This is a genomic window from Pseudofrankia saprophytica, from assembly GCF_000235425.2.
Classification (GTDB): Bacteria; Actinomycetota; Actinomycetes; order Frankiales; family Frankiaceae; genus Pseudofrankia; species Pseudofrankia saprophytica.
Genome location: NZ_KI912266.1, coordinates 4,618,840 through 4,639,085, shown reverse-complemented (window position 1 = coordinate 4,639,085; position 20,246 = coordinate 4,618,840). Strand labels below are relative to the sequence as shown.

The window sequence follows — 20,246 nt, the reverse complement described above, 5'->3', positions numbered from 1 at the left end:
GATGGTGTATCAGCCAGTCCCGCTCATTCTCCAGGAGGAGCCGCTCGACCGGCGGTTCAACCGGGGGGCGGCGATCCGCCCTGGGACCGTCCTGGTGGTGGCGACGGCCGACGGCGATGCGGTGACGTTGAACCGGCGCCCGGGGCTGGGCGACGGGATCACAGCCCGCTACCGGACCCAGTACACGGTCGACGTCACCGACCACCTCAGCACCCTGCAGGAGAACCTGCCGAGCCGGGACGACGTCTTCGCCTTTCAGACGACCATCGACGTCGGTTGGCGGGTGACCGACCCTCGCGAGGTGGTGCTGCGCCGGGTCGGCGACGGCCTCGGGGTGGCCCGCTCCCATCTGCTCGATGACATGATGCCGATAACCCGCCGCTACGACCAGGACGATCCGGCACGAGCCGAGCGGGCGCTCAACGAGCGGCTCCGGAGCAAGCACCTGGCCTTGCCCGAGGGCATCACGATCTTCCGGGCGAGCGTGCGGGTGGCCCGGGAGAAGGGCACCCAGGAGTGGGTGCAGGAGCAGGTCCTGCAGGAGCGCGAGCACCAGCGCCGGATCGGCCTGCAGGCCGGGGAGACCTCGCAGGCCCATCACGAGAACGCGATCGCCGACATTGCCCAGCAGGGGCGGCTACGCCGCGAGCAGGACAGATACATCGCGCTGCGGGCCGCGCTCGGCGGGCACGACGAGCTGCTGCTGCGCCACCTCACCGTGCATCCGGAGGACACGGCGTTCGCGCTGCAGAGCATCGCGGCGAGCCGGCAGGCCGACCGTGACACGCAGCTGGGGCTCATCGACCGGATGATCAGCCAGGGCATGCTCCAGCCCGCGGACGCCGAAGGCATCCTCGCCCGGTTCGCCGGCCTCGACGTCCGCCCGGCCATCCAGCCCCCGTCCTACGGCCAGCCAGGCCCCGCGGCGCTGCCGGGCGGCCCCCCGGCGGCGCTGCCAGCCGGCTCCCGCCCGGCACCGGGCGGGAGCGGCCCCGAGCCGCCGACCACGACGTACGGCGCCCCGTCGGGGCGGTCCGCGACAGGGCCGGCCTACCCGCCGCCACCCACGGCCTACCCGGCACCCGGGCCATCGCCAACCGAGTACGCGCCCGAGGAATCGCCGCTGGGCGTGGAGCCGTCGAACGTCGGTGGCTGGCGAACGGTCGGCCAGTCGCCCGGCGGCCCGGTGGGCCAACCGGCGGACGAGCTGACGATCGAGGAGGAGGAACGGCCGATCGTCGAGCCGATGGCCGGCTACGAGAGGCCGACCGGCGCGTCGGCGCCAGACGCCTCGGGCGGAACGAACGTGGCGGGCTGGAAGAAGCTCCGCCGGCCGGGGGAGTGACATGTCCTCGCATCCCGCCTATGGCGGCCACGACGACGGCGAATACAGGTCCGCCGCCGTCCACGTGCCCGGGGGGAAGGGCGCGGGCGGCCCTGGCAGGCACAGCGACGCGCGGCGGACCGAGCGGTCGGAGCCGTCCCGGCCCGGCGGCGACGGATTTCGGATTGCCGACGTCCCACCGTGGCTCCTGGTGGGCTGGATTGTCGCCGGCCTGTCGTTGGCCGCCGGCGCGGCGTTCACAGCCATCGGATTTCTGTCGTTGCAGGTCGGCACCATGCGGACCGGCATCCTCACCGTCCTGGGGAGCGTCGTCATGTCTCTCGTCCTGGGGTTCTTCCAGCGGAAGCACAACCGTGCCCTGCCAGCCGGCACGCCGGGACTGGAGGGCGGGCGGAAGGCACGGGAGAAGAAGGGCGCCATGAAGGATCCGCCGCCGGACCCGGCCATCGGCACGCCGGCGGAGCAACCCGCTCGCGCGCCGGATCCTGAGGACCAGGGACTCGAGGAGCACCACGGCTTCGAGGAGCACGGCCATGGCCAGTGGTTTGCCGCTGACCCGCCGCCGATCGACCGCGGCGGTTCACCCGATCACGTCGGCGCCGCGTCCCAGGTCCTGGCACCGGCACCGGCCGACTTCCGGGTGCTTGGCGCCCGCTCGGATCTGGCCCGGGAACCCTGGCGTCTCCCGGTCCTGCCCACCCAGCCCGCCGTCGCCGCCGACCAGGCCAGGATCGGGACGCTGGAGATCCGCGCGGCCTCGATCATCGGGCCCGGGCACCGGACCCAGGACCCGGCGACCCCGCGGCAGGACGCCTACCGCCTCGGTCGCGACACCACCGGGCGGCACCTCATCGTCGCCGTGGCCGACGGGATGTCGGACAGCCCCCGCTCCGACCACGGCGCCACGGTGGCGGTCAGCACGGCGGTCGCGAAGCTGCGGTCCGACCTCGACAGCGGCGCGACGGTCCAGCATCTGTCGGCGGACCGCCTGTTCACCGAGCTCGCCCGCGCCATCACCGGGTCGGCGCAGCAGCGCCAGATCGACCCGCGGGACGTGCGTACCGGCCTGATCGTGGGCGTCGTCGAGGTCGAGCTCAACCGTCAGGGCCGGCGGTCCGCCTGGTTCGGGCACCTCGCCGACGTGTCGGCCTGGAGGCAGGCCTACCCGGCCGGGCACGGCTGGGAGCAGGTGGCCGGTGACCACAAGGGCGCCGGCACCGACGCCAACACCCTGCGCGCGTTCCTGCCCTTCCACCCGAATGAGGCCCAGGACACGTGGCTGACGCTGCCTCCCGGCGCGGTTCTCGCGTTCCTGACCGACGGCGTGAGCGACCCGATGACCCAGATCCCCGGAGCGAGCGCGTCGTTCGCGGACTGGTGGGCGACGCCCCCCACGCTGGGCGCCTTCGTCCTCGACGTCGGATTCGAGGCCAGGACCCACCAGGACGACCGCACGGCGGTGGTGGTCTGGTGTGACACACCGCCGCCCGGCCAGCCGGACCCGGCCTCGCCGGCCGTCGGCGCGCGTGGCCGGGGACAGCCGCGATGACCGGCTGGTCGGACTGGCGGCGCGACCGGGTCATCCACCTCGACTGGGTCGACCGGCGCGGAAAGGTGATCTCGACGACCGGCGGGGAGGCCAAGATCGTCTATGAGATCGCTGGAATGCCCGGCTGGCTGATGAAGCAGTACCGGCCCGGGACCGCCATCTCGGATGCCCGCCTGGACCGGCTGATCTCCCTGCCGGAACGGCTGGACGCGGCCGAGAAGACGCTGGTCCACACGGCCACCTCCTGGCCGGTGGCCCGGGTGGTGGCGCAGAGCAGGTCGGTCGGCGTCGTCATCCCCAAGGCGTCGGACAGCTTCGTCCACGCCTTCCGGCGGCCGGACGGCAAGTGGATGGAGCCCAAGACGGTCAACGTCGACCAGCTGTGCCGGCCGGCCGACGAGCTGAAGGCGCTGGGCCAGCCGGTGCCGTCGGAGAAGGACCGCCGGGCCACCGGCCGGCGGCTGGCGGAGGTCGGCGCGCTCTTCGAGCGTCACGACCTCGTCTACGCGGACTGGTCGTACACCAACGCGTTCTGGAACCCGCAGGACGGTTCGGTCTACGTCATCGACGTGGACGGGTGCTACTTCGGGACGCGACCGTGGATCGGCGCGGTCAACTGGGACGACCCCCAGGTCGCCCGCGGGCAGCCGATCACGACCACCACGGACCGCTACCGGCTCGGCCTGCTGGTCGCGCGCTGCCTCACCGGCGAGCGCGGCCCGGAGAAGGTCCCCGCCGCGCTTCTGGGGATGCGTGACCGGGAGCCGGCCGTGGAGGTGCTGCTCCGGATGATCCACGCCGGCACCCCGGCGGAGAAGCGGCCGACGATCGAGGAGCTGGCCGTCGCCCTGGGCGCCGCCGCGCGCGTGACCGCTCCCGTCCCGGTCCAGACCGTCCCGGCGACGGAGCCCGAGTCCGACGCGAACGTCAAGAACTGGAAGAAGGTCGGCCCTTCGGCCACGGCCACGACTGTGGGAGCATCCGCGCCGCCGCCGCCGCCGCCGCCGCGGCCGCCGGCCGCGGCCTCCGCCCGCGACCCGTCCACCGCGCGACAGCCGCCCCCGGGGCGGCCATCGCCGGCTCGGCAGGGCACGACCGGCTCGCCCACCCGCCGGGCCTCACCGCCGCGGCCTGGCCAGCCTGCCACCAGGCCGCGCCCGGCGAGGCCCGTCCCCAGGCCGCTCAGAGAGGCGGCGGAGATCGTGAGCGTGCTCGGCGCGTGGGCGCTGGGACTCGGGCTCCTCCTGTTGGTGGTCATCGGGCTCGCCAGGGCCCTGTGAGCTTCTCCGCGCGAAGAAATCAGCTTGTCGAAGGAGAGAGATATGACGACTCAGCCCGAAGGGGCAAAGAGTGGGCAGAAATGCCTGCCGACCTACGCCGTACTGGACACGTCCGCGTCGATGCGCCCGTTCGAGAAAGTCCTCAACGAGACCCTCGAACGCGTGTACGAGGGTCTCTACTACCACAAGGCGGTGGCGGAGTTCGCCCACGTCTCGATCATCAGCTTCAACTCGAACGCGCACGTCGTGCTGCCCCTGACGGATATTTCGAAGATCGACGCCCTGCCGGAGCTGACCTGCCGAGGGTCCACCAACTACTCCGAGGCCTTCCGGGTCGTGGCGGCGCAGATCGACGCGGATGTGAATGCCCTGCGCGCCCAGGGCCGGCCGGTGCTGCGCCCCGCGGTGTTCTTCATCACCGACGGCCAGCCGATGGATGACTCCGGTGTGTGGGAGGGCGAGTTCGCGAAGCTCACCTCACCCAGCTGGCCGCGGCGGCCGCATGTGATCACTTTTGGCTTTGGTGACGCGGCCGAGCATGTGCTCGCCAGGATCGCGACCAAGGCCGCGTTCAAGGCGCAGGCCGGCGTCGAGCAGCAGGAGGCGCTCGTCAACGTGCTCCTCACGCTGCTGAACAGCCTGGTCGCCTCCGCCCAGCACGAGAAGCTGATGATTCCCACCGAGGTCGAGGGCTACAAGAGCGTTCCGCTCGAGTACATCGACTAGCCGCCCGGTGACGGGCACCCGGCGCGACGCCGCCGATGGCGACGCGGTGATCCTGCCGGGCTTGGCGGACCTGACAACGGAATGAGAGGTTCGACTGAGGCGTCCCGGGATCGCGGGCGTCGCGGTGGCGGTGGGCTGTCCTCCCGGCCGACTGCCCGTTATCCGACGGTCACTGGCCGACGATCACCCAGAGAACGGCGAAGGCGATGGAGGCCGCGCCGCCGACCATGGCGCGGCGGAAGTGGGCGAACTTGCCCGCGGTGATCGTCGCCAGTGTCTTCGCCTGTGTCCAGGCCTCCCGCCGCACCGTGTCGGGCAGGCCGTTGACCAACGCGTCGATCTGGGCATCCTTGAGATCCGGCCACGAGAACCGGTTCGTGCCGGCGGCCGGGGCGGTGCCGGAAATGCGGGAGCTGGGGGAGCGCGGTACGAGCGCCCGGAACAGGTAGATCCCGGCGTAGCCGAGCGCGATGGCCGCGCCGGCGAACAGCACCAGCGACCCGATCTCGTGCACCCGGGCCAGAACCTCGTCCGCGCCGTGCCAGGGACCGTGGACCGCGTCATCCAGGGCGTTGGCGACCGTGTCGCGTTGTTGGGCGAGCGCGGTACCGTACACGACCAGCGCGGCCCCGAGGATCGCGGATTTCTGGTCGGCGTTGGAAATCCAGCCGGCCATCATGTTCACGGCGGAGATCGCGGTCTCCGCGTCGGGATCAGGCTGTGGCGCTGTTCCGCCCGGCTGCCCCGTTCCGCCCGGCTGCCCGGTACCACCGCCGCCCGTTCCGGTCATCGCGCCCCCGTATCACCGGTCCACCGGTATTTCGCAGTTTATCCAATGCGGCAGCGAGCCTGGCTCGACACGCGGAGACGTGTCGGGCCAGGCTCACCATCAGTCGTTGACGAGCATCTCGCCGGACTGTTGCTGCCAGAGGCGGTAGTAGTGGCCTCCGGTGTCGAGAAGCTGCTGGTGGCTGCCCTGCTCGACGATCCGGCCGCCGTCGAGGACGACGATGCGGTCCATCCGCAGCAGCGTTGACAGGCGGTGGGCGACCGCGATGACGGTGCGCTCGCTCCACAGCTCCTCCAGGGCGTGCTGGACGAGCAGCTCGCTCTCGCTGTCCAGCGCGCTGGTGGCCTCGTCGAGGACCAGCAGCGGCTTGTGGTCGAGGAACGCGCGGGCGATCGCGATCCGCTGCCGCTGCCCGGTGGACAGCTTGATGCCACGCTCGCCGACGAGGGTGTCGTAGCCGTTGACGGCGCGGACGATGAACTCGTGGGCGTGCGCCCGCCGGGCCGCCTGCTCGATCTCCGCGTCGCCGACCCCGTCCGGCGCCCCGTAGGTGATGTTGTCGCGGATCGAGCGGTGGAACAGCGAGATGTCCTGGGGGACGTAGGAGATCGCGCGGGCGAGTCGGCGGTTGGGCACCGGCCGGCCGTCGAGCGCGACCGCTCCGAGAGGCAGGGCGTAGTAGCCGAGCAGCAGCTTGAGCAGCGTCGTCTTGCCACTGCCACTGCGCCCGACGATCCCGACCTTCTCGTGTCGCTCGATCGTCAGCGTCACCCCGTCGAGGATGCGCACCGCCGGGTTGTCCGGGTAGGCGAACGTCACCCCGCCCAGGTCGAGCCGCCCGAGGGCGGTGGCCAGGTCACCCGCGTCCGCCCAGTCCACGGCCGCCCCGGCCGGGGCCGGCGGGGTCAGACCGGCGGCGGCCGTCAGCCCGGGCGAGGTCTCGTCCGCGCCGGCGGCGCCCGGGTCGGGGAACGCGGCGTCGTCGAGGACGTCGCGCTCGTCGAACAGGTAGCCGTAGGCCTCCTCGACCCGCGCCAGCCGCAGGTTCAGCTGGGAGATCTCCCAGATCGTCCCCCAGATGAAGTCCGAGAAGATGACCAGCGCCGACAGGAAGGTGGTGAGCTGGCCGATCGTCAGCTCGCCGCGCAGGTAAAGCCAGAGGTTGAGCAGGATCGCGCCCGGCCAGACCAGATAACGCACGACGAGGCTCATCGAGCCCCAGAACACGATCGCCCAGAGCATCGACCGGTTCGACTGCGTCACGACATCCCGACGGCGTTCGACCACCAGCGCGTGCTCCGCCTCCTCCCGGCGGAACGACTTCACACTGACGAAGTTCGAGACAATGTCGAGGATGTAGCTCTCCATGTCGGCGTTGACGTCGGTCCAGCGCTTCTCCTCGCGAGCGGACCGGGCCGCCGTCTTGCGCCCGACGACGAACAGCAGAGCGATCGAGCCGGTGAACAGCAGGCCCGTCGGCAGGTTCACCGTGAACATGATCAGCACGAGTGACGGAAGCTTCACGAGCAGGTCGATGTAGTTGAAGCAGGCGTTGTCGAGGAAGTCGCGGAACTCCTGGCCGAGCGTGCGCACGTACCCGCTGATCTTGCCGGTCGCCCGGCTCGAGAAGTAGGGGTACTCCTGGTTGATGACCCGGCGGAACAGCAGGTTCTGGTAGTCGTAGCCACGCGGGTTGAGCAGCCGCATGTAGAGCAGTTCGGCGCTGCGCCAGAACAGGTCGTGCCCGATGCTGCACCCGATCAGCGCGATCGTGTAGGTGAGCACGTCGCCGTGCGGGGTCGCGGTGAGCGCCGTGACGAACCGCCCGATGAAGAGCGGGATGACGGCGAGGAAAGCGTCCGCGAGGACGAAGACGACGACGACGACCGTCACTGACCGGCGGAAGGTTCCGACGAAACGCAGGTAGGAACGGAGCCCGGCGTGCCGCCGCTTCGCGGGTGGCCGTTCGCCCTCGTCCTTCGCCATTGCCTTCGCGTTCGCCGTCCTCTTCCCCGTCGCCGCTGGCTCTCTCGCGGTGCGCGGCGCGGGCAACATTGTTCCCGTCGCGTCCGGTCCGGCCTGGCTGGCGCGTTCCAGAAGGGCTTCCTGCTGGCTGGAAAGGCCGGTCGCTGACGCCGGCGGGAGCGTTCGCGAACGTCGCCGGCGCGCCCTGGCGCGTTTTCGCCAGGGACTCGGCGCGCGGCGCCCCGTGTTTTCCGCTCCGTTGTCCACCGACCCAGGATCACCCGCGCCCGCCCGAGTCCGCACCTCATTTTTGCCACCGCCGGCCACCCCGCGCCGTTGTCCACGCCGTTGACGACCGGCCAGTGCCCCGCGAAGATCAACTTCGGTCCGGTGGGGAGACGCGGTACCCGTCCGTCGCCGCGGGCCCGGCGACGGACGGGCGCACCACTACGAAGCGGTGGTCAGCGCCGCCTCCGGAGGGTGGTGGTCGAACCAGGGGCGGGCGGACTCCAGCTGCGCGGCCAGGCGCAGCAGGGTGCCCTCGCCGCCGAGCGGGGCGACGAACTGGACGCCGAGCGGCAGGCCACCGGCCGTCCAGTGCAGCGGGACGCTCATCGCGGGCCGACCCGTCATGTTCGCCAGCTGCGTGTACGGCACCCAGCTGAGGTTGGCCAGCACCGCCTTCTCGACCAGGCCGAGCCGGCGCAGCAGCGTGCCGCCGCGCAGCCGCACCATGAGCATCCCGGCGGCCCGCTCGCGCGCCGCGGTGGCGACCTCGCCGATCCGCAGCGGCTCCCGGCCGAGCGTGGGCGTGAGCAGCAGGTCGTAGGAGCGGTGGAAGTCGACGAGGGCCCTGGTGTGGCCGTGCCAGCGCTCCACGGATCGTTGTACCGCCACCGCGCCCGTGGCCCGGCCCATCTCCGCGGTGATCAGCGTGTCGGTCTCGAAGCCGTCGTCACCGGGCCGTACCTCGCGGGCGTCGGCTACCAGCCGGGCCGACTTGACGAACCAGTAGGTCAGGAAGTCGGTCGCGAGTGCCCGCTCGTCGACGACCGGCTCCACCCGCTCGACCTCGTGCCCGAGCTCGGCGAGCAGCGCGGACGCGTCCTCGACGGCGGCGACCGCGTCGGGTGACGGCGTCGGGTTCAGCGCCGAGGTCACCCGTACGCCGATGCGCAGCCGCCCCGGAGCGCGGCCGGCCTCCGCCAGGTAGTGGCCGGGTGGCTGATCGGCCGGCAGGTAGGGCGCGTACGGGTCGGCGCCGGCCAGGGCGTCGAGCATCGCGGCGGTGTCACGCACCGAGCGGGACACCACCCCGTGCGTCGACAGACCGGTGCCGCCTTCGGCGTCGGCCGGACCGTGCGGGATGACGCCGCGCCCGGCCTTCAGCCCGAAAAGGCCGCAGCAGGCCGCGGGGATGCGGATCGAGCCGCCGCCGTCGTTCGCTCCGGCGACGGGCACGATCCCGGCGGCGACGGCCGCCGCCGAGCCGCCCGACGATCCTCCGGGGGTGTGCGCCGGGTTCCACGGGTTGCGCGCCGGTCCCCACAGTGCGGGCTCGGTGACTGCCTTGGAGCCGAACTCGGGGGTGTTGGTCTTGCCGAAGATGACCAGCCCGGCGTCGAGCCAGCGTTGCACGACGGTCGAGTGCTCGGTGGCGGTCCTGTCGGCGAGCGCCCGGCAGCCGGCCGACGTCGGCACGCCGGCGTAGTCCTGGCCGAGGTCCTTGAGCAGGAACGGCACCCCGGCGAACGGGCCGGCCAGTTCCTCGGTGAGCCGATGGTCGGCGATGTCGTCCATCGGCCGGACGATCGCGTTGATCTTCGGGTTGACGGCGGCGGCACGTTCGCGGGCGGCGGCGAGCAGCTCCGCCGGCTTCACCTCGCCGCTGGCCACCAGCTCCGCCATCGCCAGACCATCCAGTGACCGGTACCGCGCGAAGTCCATCGACCCTCCACCGTGACGTCGGCCGTCCGCCGTGCGCGCCCGGCCGGGCAAGTCTGCCGCGCGGCCGCCCCACCCCGGTACCCACCGCGTTCCCGTGTACTTGGGTGCGCCCGCCGCGACGATCGTGTCACTCCGGCGCGCGGAGCTCGCGTTTCGGCCAGTATCCGCGTCGCGCCGTGGTCGATGGTCGTGCCGAAGTCGGGACCTTGGTGTCTTGTGGCCGACAGCCGAAGACGGCGGGTCGGCATCACGAACAGTACTGAGAAACCTGGCGTCGGGTCACTGATCTCGGGTCTTCTGTCGACCGGGCGGGCGTCGGCCGTGGAGATCCGGAGCGCCGATTCCCTTCTGGGGGATTGTTCGAAAACAGGCTCGGCGATCTGATCGGCACAGTACGGTTCTGCCAGGCAGTGACCTGCCATCCCTGCATGCCCGGAGCAAGGCCGGGCGGTGCGAGGACGCACCTCCGCGAGATTGGACGACCACGTGGCGCTGGCGCCGTCACCGAGTGCCCAAGAACTCGGGAACGAACATTACCTCGACCTGATGAAGCGAATCCTGACCAATACGATCTACCGTGATCCGCCTATCGCGAGCCGGATGCAGCCGGGCTCGACGTTCGACGATGCTCGTCGCGCCACCGGCCAGGACTGGCCGAGTGTCGCGCACACCATGGTCGGGCGCGCCCGACTGGACAATGTGCAGGAATGTGTCGCCGCGGTGATCGCGGACGGTGTTCCAGGCGACCTGGTGGAGACGGGCGTGTGGCGCGGCGGCACGGCCATCTTCATGCGCGCGATCCTGCGCGCGTACGGAGTGCCCGACCGTCTGGTCTGGGCGGCCGACTCCTTCGAGGGAATGCCGGTCAGCGGCCCGGACAGCCATCCCAGTGACCAAAAGACCCCGCTACACCTGGCCAACAAGGTACTGGCCGTCTCGCTCGACACCGTGCGAGCCAACTTCGACGCCTATGGATTGCTCGACGACCAGGTCCGTTTTCTGCCGGGGTGGTTCCGCGACACTCTTCCCACGGCGCCGATCGAGCGGATCGCGGTGCTCAGGCTTGACGGCGACCTGTACGAGTCGACCATGGACGCCCTGGCGAACCTGTACCCGAAGGTATCGGCAGGCGGTTTTGTGATCATCGATGATTACATGATCCATGCCTGCCGCGAGGCGGTGCACGACTTCCGTACCGCACACGGCATCACCGCAACCCTGACCAAGATCGACCAGGATGCGGTGTTCTGGCGCCTCCCTGGGGCTGGATAGCTGGTCGGCGTAGCCGCCTGAGCCGATCCCGGGGCCGATCACCGGCCCGGGACCGGTTCAGGCGGTCGGGTGGGGCGGCGCGCCGGCGACCGAGCGCTGCCCGCCGGTCTCGGTGCGGTAGCCGACGGTGCAGGTGAAGCTCCGGGAGCCGGCCCGCCAGCTCTCCGGGGAGATCCGTAGCCAGTTGGTCGCTAGCGTCGGTGAGTCGTGGAAGTCCGGCCCGAAGAAGGACTTGGCGAGGTCCATGCAGCGCGGGGCCGCGAGGGCGTCGAACTGCTCGCCGGTCGGCGGCTCGTTGCTCGGCCCGGTGGGCAGCGTGATCCTGCCGACGGCGACCGCGTCGTGCGGCCGCTCGCAGGGGACAGTGCCGCGCACCTCGGCCGCGGTCTCGGCGAGACAGGCCCCGACGGGGAAGAGCAGGGACTGGTCGGCGCCGGTGACCTCACCGGACGCCGACGGCGCGGCCGTGGTCGCGGCCACCTGGACGGCCGGGCCGGTGTCGCCGGCCGCGTCGTCGTGGCCAGCCTTCGACGCGACCACCGCGTAGCCGAGGACGAGCACCGCCACGACGAGCACCACATCCAGCACCACCCCGGCCGGCCCGCGCCAGCGGGTCACGCGGGTACACCCTGATCCGCGCGGCCGAGCTCACCGGTGACCTGCCGCTGCTCGTTCGATGGCGTCGTGAAGTAGATCAGGCAGTTCGTCGAGCGGGTTCCGGCGGCCCAGCTGTCGGGTTCGATGTCCATCCAGCCGGCCCGCACGGTCGTCGAGGAGCGGAACCCGGCCCCCAGGTAGCCACGTGCGACCGCGTCGCAGCGCGGCCCCGCGAGGTCGGTGAACGCGTCCTGGCTCGGCGCGGGTGAACCGGGCGCGCCCGGCAGCGTCACCTTGCCGATCACTACCTCGGAGTGCGGCCGGTCGCAGGGGATGGTCCCGAGGAAATGATCGTGGTCGCTCGCGAGGCACGAGCCGGTCGGGTAGATCCAGGACTGGTCGGCCCCCTCGACGGCGCCGGTGAACGAGTAGAACCAGTCGACCGGATGGTTCGCCTCGTACCAGTTGTGGGACAGCCCGCAGACCAGCGAGCGATCACCGGTCGGCCAGCTCTCCCTGGACGGTTGGATCGCGCCGGCGCCGAAGGCGCCGTGCGGGTCGAGCGGGTAGCCGAGGAACGTAGTCAGCGGGGCCGTGCAGTATCGGTCGACGATCGTGTCCCACTCGTCGGGGGTCGGGTAGGCGGCGCCAGGGGCGTACTCGGCCCTGTCCATCGACGTGCGCTCGACCGCCTCGAACAGGTGTGTCTGGGTGCAGGGCACTCCATCGGCGTGGGCGACCGCCAGCTCCTGGTTCCACCGGTAGCAGCCGCCACGCCGGAAGTTCAGGTTGTCGATCAGGTTCTCGCTGGTGGGCGTGCCGGCCGGCGCCGGCGCCAGGCCGCCGGCGTTCGCCGGTGTGGCTCCCGCTGGGGCGCTGGGAAGCGCGCCGGGCGCCGCTCCGGCCGGTGCGGGCGGGTCGTCCCCGTGGTGCAGCCTCGGCAGCACCGCGAAGTACCCGAGGGAGAGCACGGCCACCAGACCGACAGAGATGCCGACGAGCCGTGCCCGCGCGCGGCGGGCCGGGGCCTCCGCGGGACTCCAGTCCCGCGGCGAGGGCGGGGTGGCCGCCGTCACCCGCCGGCGGCGGCGCGCCGGGCGGCCAGGTACGTCCGGCCCGCCATGCCGGCGCACCGCCGCGCGGGTGCGGGCCGGGGCCTCGTAGACCGACGCCGCCCTGACGAAGGACTCGTCGAGCACCAGGCCGGCGAACGGGTCGTCCGGGTCATGGCCGGCGCCGGCGCCACCCTCGAGGCCACCACTGGCCGCTGGCTGGCCAGCCGGTGTTCCGGCAGGCGTCGACTCCGGGGAAACCTCGTCCGCCACGGCTGTGTCGACCTCGCCCTTCTGTCGGATGCCGAACCCGCCGGCGGCCAGGCGGACGCGACGGCGCCCGCCGGGGCGCCGCCCATCCGGCCGCCCGGCGTGGCGGCACGCGGATTATGGCGCGCAGCATATAGCCCACTTTGCGCGGGTCGCGAGCGATGGCGGCCGGGCGATGGGTGGCGGGCGGGTCGGGCGGGATCAGGCGGCGCCGGACAGGCGGGCGCGATGCTCGGAGGGGCTCACGCCGTGGACCCGTTTGAACGCGCTGCTCAGCGCGAAGGCGGTGCTGTAGCCGACCCGCCGGGCGACGGTCTCGAGCGTCGCGTCCCGCTCGTCGCGCAGCAGGCCGGCGGCGAGGTCGAGGCGCAGCGCCGTCAGGTACGTCATCGGCGGCTCGCCGACGAGCTCGGTGAACCGGCGGGCCAGCGCCGCCCGGGAGACCCCGGTGTGGGCGGCGAGCGCCGCGACCGTCCACGGCTGGCCCGGGTTGTTGTGCAGCAGCCGCATGGCCCGCCCGACGACCGGGTCGGTGTGCGCCCGCAGCCACGAGGGCTCCCGGCCCGCCTCACCACCGTCGCGCCTCGGACGCTGGCCGGAGCCGTCGCCGGTGAACCAGGCGCGCAGCACGTCGATGAGCAGCAGGTCGAGCAGCCGGTCGAGGACCGCATCCTGGCCGGGCCGGTCCCGGGGGATCTCGGCGGCGAGCAGCGGCAGGACGGGGCTGTCCCAGCTCTCGCCCGCCAGCACGAGCAGCCGCGGCAGCGCGTCGAGCAGCCGCCGGCTCACCTCACCGGCGATCTGGTAGGTCCCGACCAGCATCACGGTCTCGCCGTCCAGCGCGTCGCCCCAGGTCCGTACCCCGAGACCCATGACGTCGTGCAGGTCGACGCCGTCGGGGGTGGTGCAGCGCTGCCCGGGGTGGATCACGACGCGCGGCGGGGTCGACGGATGGTCGGCCACCGTGTACGGGTCCGGTCCGCGCACGACCGCCACGTCGCCCGGCCCGAGCCGCGTCGGCGGCTCGGCGCCGTCGAAGGAGAACCAGGCCTCGCCGCGCCACTGCGCCACGACGGCGAGCGGTGCCCGGTCCTGGATCCGCAGCGACCAGGGCGAGGTGAGCATCGCCCGCAGCAGGAAGGCGCCGCGCGCCCGGGGACCGTCCAACAGCCCGGCGAGCGCGTCCACACCCGGCAGTCTAGATCGACTGTCCGCGTGGACGACGGCGTATGCGCCGGAGCCTCTCGGCGATGGTCACGGCCCACCCGGTCGCGGCTTCATGGAGGTGGCCCCGGCGGCCACGGTGAGTCGGCCTCCACCCGACCGCGGCCCGGGCCGGACCAACCGAACCTGAGGAGAAGCAACCGTGAATGGCACGCGGATCGGGACGTTGCTGGCGGCGACCCTGACGACAGGGCTGATGGCGGGCCTCTACTTCGCGTATGCCTGCTCGGTGATGCCGGGGCTACGCGCGACCGACGACCGCACGATGGTGGGCACGATGCAGTCCATCAACGTCGCGATCCTCAATGGCTGGTTCCTGCTGGTCTTCGTCGGCGCGCCGCTGCTCACGCTCGCCGCCGGGGCGGTGCACCTGCCGTCCGGTGGCCGGGCCGCGCTGCCGTGGGTGGCCGCGGGGCTCGCGCTCAACGTCGTCGCCTTCGGGGTCACCGCCGTGGCGAACGTCCCGCTGAACAACGCGCTGGACGCCGCCGGGCCGCTCGACCAGATCACCGACCTGGCGGCCGTCAGAGCCCACTTCGAGGGCGCCTGGATCCGTTGGAACATCGTCCGCACGATCGCGACCACCGCGGCCTTCGGCTGCCTCGGATACGCGCTGGTGCTCACGCACCGGCCGCGGTGACGACGGCGCCGAGGTCCCGATCGGTCCTTCCCGCCGTGGCCGGTCCAACTGGACCGGCCACGGCGGGAAGGTGGGGAGGGCGGGCGGTCAGGCCGGGACCGGGTTGCGGGCGTCGCCGGTCACCGAACGGGGATCGCCCGCGTCGGTGTAGTAGCTCACCAGGCAGCTGAACGACCGGCTGCCGGCCTGCCAGCTCTCCGGGTCGATCGGGAACCAGCCGATGCTCACCGTCGAGGTCTGCTGGAAGGACGGGCCGAAGAACGCCCGCGCGACCACCGCGCACTGCTGGCCGGCCCGCTCGTCGAACGCCGTGTCGGCCGGCGGTGCCGCGCCCGGGGGATCGGTGAAGTGGACATCACCGATCGCCACGTGCTGGTGCGGGGCGGAGCAGGCCACCGGCTTGGTGCCGTCGGTGCTCTTCGCCATGCAGGTGCCGACCGGGTAGACCATCGACTGGTCGGCACCCTTCGCCGATCCGGTGAACAGGTCGTTGTCGGGGTTCTCCGGGGTGGGGGCGTAGCCGCCGATGCCACAGTCGATCTTCCGGTCGCCCTGGATCCAGCCCGTCGTGGTCGGCACGATCGTGGAGACCGAGAACCGCCCGTGTGGATCCAGGGGATAGCCCAGGTACGCCTGGACGGGCTGCAGGCAGTACCGGTCATAGATGGCCGACCACTCGTCGTCGGTCAGCGGGTAGGGGGCGCTGGCCGGGAACTCACCGCTGATGTCGACCGAGTCGTCGCTGACCGACTCGAACAGGTGCGGCTCGGCGCAGGGGACGTCGTCGACCTTCGCCGAGGTGCCACCACGGTCCCAGCGGTAGCAGTGACCGCTCTTGTAGCTGCGCTGGCTGAGCTCGGGCTCGACGGTCTGGCCCGGCGACGCGGCGCCGGACGGCCCCGCGGTGGCAGCGGCCGCGTCGCTCTTGTCGTCCCCGCTGCCGCCCACGGCGGCCCCGATGGCCGCCAGCACCAGGATGAGGGCGACGGCGCCGCCCACGACGACGGCGACGATGCGCCCGCGGGTCCAGCGTGACCGCCGGGGTGGCGTCGGCGGCGCCGGCGGCCAGTACGGAGGAACCGGGGGTGCCCCCGGGCCCGGGTTCCTGTACTGGGCCCATGGGCCGCCGGGCTGGCCGGGCTGGCCGGGTGGGTTGCCGCCGGGCGCGCCGGGGACCGGGCTGCCCGCCGGCGCCGGCCAGCCGGCTGGCGCCGGCGCGCCACCCGGGGTGGCCGGGCCCGGCTGCTGGGGCCACGGGCCGCCCGCCGGGCCAGTCTGCCCGGGCCAGGGTCCCGGCGCCGGGGATGTCTCGTCGGCCACGGTTGTCTCGCTCCACCCATCGCGTCGGGCGCGCCGACCGCCGGCGGCCGGACCGGGGAGCGGGCGAGGCTGCGCCGCCGCCGCTCCGCTCGGCCCGCCGACGGTCGCGGCGCGAACTGTGGCGCGGACAATATCGGCTATTAACACCGATTCGTACGATAGGTCCCCTGTTTGACACTTTTGGAGATCCGTCGTCACTTTCGGTAATTTTGCTCTGACTCTGACTCTGGCGCGAGGAGGGCCGCGAGCACGGGACGAGGCGGCACCGTGCCCGCGGGACCGGCGGCCCGCGGCCAGCGGGCGCCGCGCGGCCCGCCAGCCGGGTGATGCTGCTCCCCGGTCTCCGAGCGCGGCTCGCCGGACGCCGTGACGTAGCTGAGCACACAGGTGATCAACCGGCTGCCGGCGCGCCAGCTCTCCGGGCGGATGGCCTGAAAGCCGATGGTCTCCGTCGGCGACAGCTGGAAGGACTGTCCCAGAGCCACGCGGGCCGCGAACACGCAGGGCGGGCTGGCCATGTCGTTCAACTCAGCACTGCTGGGCGGCCCGCCGCCGGCCGTCTCCGGCAGCCGGATGTTACCGATCGTCAGGTACTCGTGCGGCCCGGCGCAGTCGGCCACGAACAGCGACTGCGGCCTGCTCGTCAGGCAGGTCCCTATCGGGTAGATCCAGGACTGGTCCGCGCCTTTGGCCGACCCGGTGACCGCCTCGTTCTCCTGGACCCCCAGGCGCTCGAGGACGGGCACGAAGGTGTGCAGGCCGCAGCGGAGGAAGCGTCTCCCGCCGTTCCACATGTCCTCGGACGGTCTGATCGACTGCACGCGGAACCGGCCGAACGGGTCGAGCTCGTACCCCAGGTATTCCACGGCCTGCGGTCCGCAGTATTTGCCATCGATGGTGTCCCACTCCGTAGGGGAGGGGTAGGCGGCCCCATCCGGGTAGTCGATCCGGCTGAGGCGGACGGGGGTGTCGCTGGTCGACTCGAAATGATGGGGCGTCGTGCATGGCACATCGTCCGGCCCGGGCCAGTAGTAGCAGTGCCCCCGCTGGAAGGCGAGGCCGACGGCCGTCGGCAGGTCCGAGAACGTGGGCGACGCCGGGGTCAGCGGTGGGCCCGAGGGCGCGGCGGCCACCGGCTCGCCGTCGTCCCCGGCCGCGTGCACGGCGACGGCGGTGACGCCGGCCGCCGCCAGGAAGAGGCCGACGACGGCGAAGAAGACGACGGCCCCGACTTTCCGGTCGGACCAGCGGCGTGGCGGCCGGCCTGGCGGCGCCGGCGGTGTACGCCAGCCCGCGGGGCCGCCCGCGCCCGCCGCGGGCATGCCGATATCCGGACCGCCCGACGCCGACGCCGGTGCGGGCACTGGCGTCGGTGCCGATGCCGGTGCCGGCTCCGGTACGGGCCACGCGCCGGGGGAGGTCTCGTCCGTCACGGCTGTCCTGTCCCACCCTCGTGATCGGGCGCCACGCCACGTGCCGGTCGGTCGCCAGCGCCACGGTGCCCCGGCGCCGTCGTCCCGCGGCGCGCGTTGAGGCGCGCAGATTACCGGTGGTCTGCGACGGTTTGGTACGCAGTGGCCCCGCGCTCCCGGTGTCCACAGCCCCGCTCGGCTGGCCGTTGTGCCGCGCTTGACCCGGTAGCGTCCGCGGTGGAACGGCCTGGCGCCAGGCAGTTTCGTCGGAGGCGGCCCTTACGCTGATCCAGAGGCGAGGACGGGCGGCCTCCGCGGCCGGTCCGGCCCCGGTGAGGGCCGCGGCGGCGACGGCGGGGAGCCGCGGCCGTGGGTGACGGCGAGGGAGGGGCCCGGCGGTGACCATGGAGGCGGCTGCGCGCAGTCGGCCCGAGCGTGGCCAGCTCCCCGCGCGCGGCCGGTCGCCGGCGTCGGCCCCCGGCTCCGGTGAGCCGGTCCGGTGGTCGCTGCTGGACGCCGTGCTGGAGCGGATCACCTTCGCCAACGAGGAGACCGGGTACACGGTCGCCAAGGTCGACACCGGGCGCGGCGGGGACCTGGTGACCGTCGTCGGCTCGCTGCTGGGCGCGCAGCCGGGGGAGTTCCTGCGGATGCGAGGCCGGTGGGGGAGTCACCCCCAGCACGGCCGGCAGTTCCAGGTCGAGGACTACACCCAGGTCCTGCCCGCCACGGTCCAGGGCATCCGCCGCTACCTGGGCTCCGGGCTGATCAAGGGGATCGGTCCGCGGCTGGCCGAGAACATCGTCGACCACTTCGGCGTCGACGCCCTCGACGTCATCGACACCGAGCCCGAGCGGCTCATCGAGGTGCCGAAGCTCGGCCCCAAGCGGACGAAGGCGATCGCCGCCGCCTGGGAGGAACAGCGCTCGATCAAGGAGGTGATGGTCTTCCTGCAGAGCGTCGGCGTCTCCACCTCGCTCGCGGTGAAGATCTACAAGAAGTTCAAGGACGAGTCGATCGACGTCGTGCGCCGTGAGCCGTACCGGCTGGCCAGCGACGTGTGGGGGATCGGCTTCCGCACCGCGGACACGATCGCCCAGGCCGTCGGCATCCCGCACGACGCCCCCGAACGGATCAAGGCCGGCCTGCAGTACACCCTGTCCGAGTCGACGGGTAGCGGCCACTGCTACCTGCCCGAGCAGCGCCTGCTCGCCGACGCCGCGCAGATCCTCGAGGTGTCGCTGCCGGCGGTCATCGACGCGCTGGCGGAGCTGGTCACCGAGGGCGGTGTCGAGCGCGAGGAGATCCCCGGCGACGACCCGGAGGAGCCGGTGCCCGCGATCTACCTGGTGCCGTTCCACCGGGCCGAGGTGTCGCTGGCCAACCAGCTGCTGCGGCTGCTCGCGGCCGGCGACGACCGGCTGGGGGTGTTCGGATCGGTCGACTGGGACGCGGCCCGGCGCTGGCTGCGCGGCCGGACCGGCGCCGACCTCGCCCCGGCGCAGGACGAGGCGGTGCGCCTCGCGCTCACCCGGAAGGTCGCCGTGCTGACCGGCGGGCCGGGCTGCGGGAAGAGCTTCACCGTCCGCTCGATCGTCGAGATGGCGACGGCGAAGGGCGCGAAGGTCGTGCTCGCGGCGCCGACCGGCCGGGCGGCCAAGCGCCTCACCGAGCTGACCGGCCACCCGGCGGCGACCGTGCACCGGCTGCTGGAGCTGCGCCCCGGCGGCGACGCCGCCTACGACCGAGACCGCCCGCTGGACGCCGACCTGGTCGTCGTCGACGAGGCGAGCATGCTCGACCTGCTGCTCGCGAACAAGCTCGCCCGCGCGGTCGCGCCCGGCGCGCACCTGCTGCTCGTCGGCGACGTCGACCAGCTCCCGTCGGTCGGCGCCGGCCAGGTGCTGCGCGACCTGCTCGCCGTGGGCACCCCGGTGCCCCACGTCCGCCTGACCCAGGTGTTCCGCCAGGCCGCCCAGTCGGGTGTCGTCAGCAACGCGCACCGGATCAACGCCGGCGAGTTCCCCCAGGTCCAGGGCCTGCCGGATTTCTTCCTGTTCGCCTGCGACGAGGCCGAGGACGCCGCGAAGATCACAGTCGACGTGGTCGCGAACCGTATCCCCCGCCGGTTCGGCCTGGACCCGCGGGCCGACGTGCAGGTGCTCGCCCCGATGCACCGCGGCGCCGCCGGCGCGGGCGCCCTCAACGGCGCGCTGCAGGAGGCGCTCACCCCGAGCCGGCCGGGAACGCCGGAACGCCGCTTCGGCGGGCGGGTGTTCCGCGTCGGCGACAAGGTCAGCCAGATCCGCAACAACTACGACAAGGGCGCGAACGGCGTCTTCAACGGCACCCTCGGCGTCGTCACCGCCCTCGACCCGGTCGAGCAGACCCTGACGGTCCGCACCGACGAGGGCGAGACCGTCTCCTACGACTTCGCCGAGCTCGACGAGCTGACCCACGCCTACGCGCTGACCATCCATCGCTCTCAGGGCAGCGAATACCCGGCCGTCGTCGTGCCGGTCACGATGAGCGCCTGGATGATGCTGCAGCGCAACCTGCTCTACACCGCCGTCACCCGGGCCAAGAAGCTCGTCGTCCTCGTCGGTTCCAAGAAGGCCATCGGCCGCGCCGTCCACGCCGCGACCGCCGGGCGCCGCCACACCGGCCTGGCCCACCGCCTGCGCGAGGGTCGCATCGTCTCCCTCGCGCCTCCGGCACCGCCTCCGGAGCCCTCGGAGGAGTAGCCCGCCATCGACCGGCGAGCGGGCCGACGCCGGGCGGCGCATATCGGCGGGGAGCAAAAACCAGTTTCGGAACGACGGCGCCAGCCGTACTCTTTGTCCTGTCCGAAGTGAAG

General features: G+C 72.5%; 15 protein-coding genes. 7 read left to right on the top strand and 8 right to left on the bottom strand.

Annotated elements, in window-relative coordinates; all coding sequences use genetic code 11:
- The first annotated feature begins 1 nt into the window (after position 1).
- The 4 genes from FRCN3DRAFT_RS0219450 to FRCN3DRAFT_RS0219435 are packed head-to-tail and all read left to right on the top strand — an operon-like array spanning position 2 to position 4,900.
- Positions 2-1,345, top strand: a complete 1,344-nt coding sequence (locus FRCN3DRAFT_RS0219450) for a hypothetical protein (protein ID WP_007517207.1) — start codon at positions 2-4, stop codon at positions 1,343-1,345.
- Position 1,346: 1 nt separating this feature from the next.
- Positions 1,347-2,894: a protein phosphatase 2C domain-containing protein gene (locus FRCN3DRAFT_RS45290; RefSeq protein ID WP_007517208.1), complete on the top strand. Its 1,548-nt coding sequence runs from the start codon at positions 1,347-1,349 to the stop codon at positions 2,892-2,894.
- Positions 2,891-4,174: a serine/threonine-protein kinase gene (locus FRCN3DRAFT_RS0219440; RefSeq protein WP_027140755.1), complete on the top strand. Its 1,284-nt coding sequence runs from the start codon at positions 2,891-2,893 to the stop codon at positions 4,172-4,174. Before FRCN3DRAFT_RS45290 ends, FRCN3DRAFT_RS0219440 begins: the two co-directional genes overlap by 4 nt.
- 42 nt (positions 4,175-4,216) lie before the next feature.
- Positions 4,217-4,900, top strand: coding sequence for a vWA domain-containing protein (locus tag FRCN3DRAFT_RS0219435; RefSeq protein WP_007519857.1), 684 nt, complete (start codon positions 4,217-4,219; stop codon positions 4,898-4,900).
- A gap of 169 nt (positions 4,901-5,069) precedes the next feature.
- On the opposite strand, the gene FRCN3DRAFT_RS0219430 is transcribed toward FRCN3DRAFT_RS0219435, so the two are convergent.
- The 3 genes from FRCN3DRAFT_RS0219430 to FRCN3DRAFT_RS0219420 all read right to left on the bottom strand — a co-directional run bounded on the left by FRCN3DRAFT_RS0219430 (position 5,070) and on the right by FRCN3DRAFT_RS0219420 (position 9,602).
- Positions 5,070-5,690 carry a Pycsar system effector family protein gene (locus FRCN3DRAFT_RS0219430; RefSeq protein ID WP_007519856.1) on the bottom strand — a complete coding sequence of 207 codons (621 nt, stop codon included), beginning with the start codon at positions 5,688-5,690 and terminating at the stop codon, positions 5,070-5,072.
- 99 nt (positions 5,691-5,789) lie between these two features.
- Positions 5,790-7,676: an ABC transporter ATP-binding protein gene (locus FRCN3DRAFT_RS0219425; RefSeq protein WP_051466309.1), complete on the bottom strand. Its 1,887-nt coding sequence runs from the start codon at positions 7,674-7,676 to the stop codon at positions 5,790-5,792.
- A gap of 426 nt (positions 7,677-8,102) precedes the next feature.
- Complete coding sequence (locus FRCN3DRAFT_RS0219420; RefSeq protein WP_007519854.1) at positions 8,103-9,602, bottom strand: amidase; 1,500 nt, start codon at positions 9,600-9,602, stop codon at positions 8,103-8,105.
- A 486-nt stretch (positions 9,603-10,088) separates the two neighbouring features.
- Here FRCN3DRAFT_RS0219420 and FRCN3DRAFT_RS0219415 point away from each other — a divergent pair, with 486 nt between their 5' ends.
- Positions 10,089-10,874, top strand: coding sequence for a TylF/MycF family methyltransferase (locus FRCN3DRAFT_RS0219415; RefSeq protein WP_035924947.1), 786 nt, complete (start codon positions 10,089-10,091; stop codon positions 10,872-10,874).
- Positions 10,875-10,931: 57 nt separating this feature from the next.
- On the opposite strand, the gene FRCN3DRAFT_RS0219410 is transcribed toward FRCN3DRAFT_RS0219415, so the two are convergent.
- The 3 genes from FRCN3DRAFT_RS0219410 to FRCN3DRAFT_RS0219400 all read right to left on the bottom strand — a co-directional run bounded on the left by FRCN3DRAFT_RS0219410 (position 10,932) and on the right by FRCN3DRAFT_RS0219400 (position 13,981).
- Positions 10,932-11,492: a septum formation family protein gene (locus FRCN3DRAFT_RS0219410; protein ID WP_007519852.1), complete on the bottom strand. Its 561-nt coding sequence runs from the start codon at positions 11,490-11,492 to the stop codon at positions 10,932-10,934.
- The gene (locus FRCN3DRAFT_RS0219405) at positions 11,489-12,796 is read right to left on the bottom strand and encodes a septum formation family protein (protein WP_007519850.1); all 1,308 of its coding nucleotides are present in this window, start codon (positions 12,794-12,796) and stop codon (positions 11,489-11,491) included. The genes FRCN3DRAFT_RS0219410 and FRCN3DRAFT_RS0219405 overlap by 4 nt, the downstream gene beginning before the upstream one ends.
- A 198-nt stretch (positions 12,797-12,994) precedes the next feature.
- Positions 12,995-13,981, bottom strand: a complete 987-nt coding sequence (locus tag FRCN3DRAFT_RS0219400; RefSeq protein ID WP_007519848.1) for an AraC family transcriptional regulator — start codon at positions 13,979-13,981, stop codon at positions 12,995-12,997.
- A gap of 178 nt (positions 13,982-14,159) precedes the next feature.
- On the opposite strand from FRCN3DRAFT_RS0219400, the gene FRCN3DRAFT_RS0219395 reads away from it, so the two are divergent.
- Positions 14,160-14,657, top strand: coding sequence for an anthrone oxygenase family protein (locus FRCN3DRAFT_RS0219395; protein WP_007519846.1), 498 nt, complete (start codon positions 14,160-14,162; stop codon positions 14,655-14,657).
- Positions 14,658-14,744: 87 nt separating this feature from the next.
- On the opposite strand, the gene FRCN3DRAFT_RS49665 is transcribed toward FRCN3DRAFT_RS0219395, so the two are convergent.
- Positions 14,745-15,977 carry a septum formation family protein gene (locus FRCN3DRAFT_RS49665; RefSeq protein ID WP_083401590.1) on the bottom strand — a complete coding sequence of 411 codons (1,233 nt, stop codon included), beginning with the start codon at positions 15,975-15,977 and terminating at the stop codon, positions 14,745-14,747.
- A gap of 194 nt (positions 15,978-16,171) precedes the next feature.
- Positions 16,172-17,299 (bottom strand): septum formation family protein, encoded by a 1,128-nt coding sequence (locus FRCN3DRAFT_RS0219385; RefSeq protein ID WP_007518289.1) that lies wholly within the window; start codon positions 17,297-17,299, stop codon positions 16,172-16,174.
- 494 nt (positions 17,300-17,793) lie between these two features.
- On the opposite strand from FRCN3DRAFT_RS0219385, the gene recD2 reads away from it, so the two are divergent.
- Positions 17,794-20,133, top strand: coding sequence for an SF1B family DNA helicase RecD2 (gene recD2, locus FRCN3DRAFT_RS0219380; RefSeq protein WP_084174262.1), 2,340 nt, complete (start codon positions 17,794-17,796; stop codon positions 20,131-20,133).
- Positions 20,134-20,246: the final 113 nt, after the last annotated feature.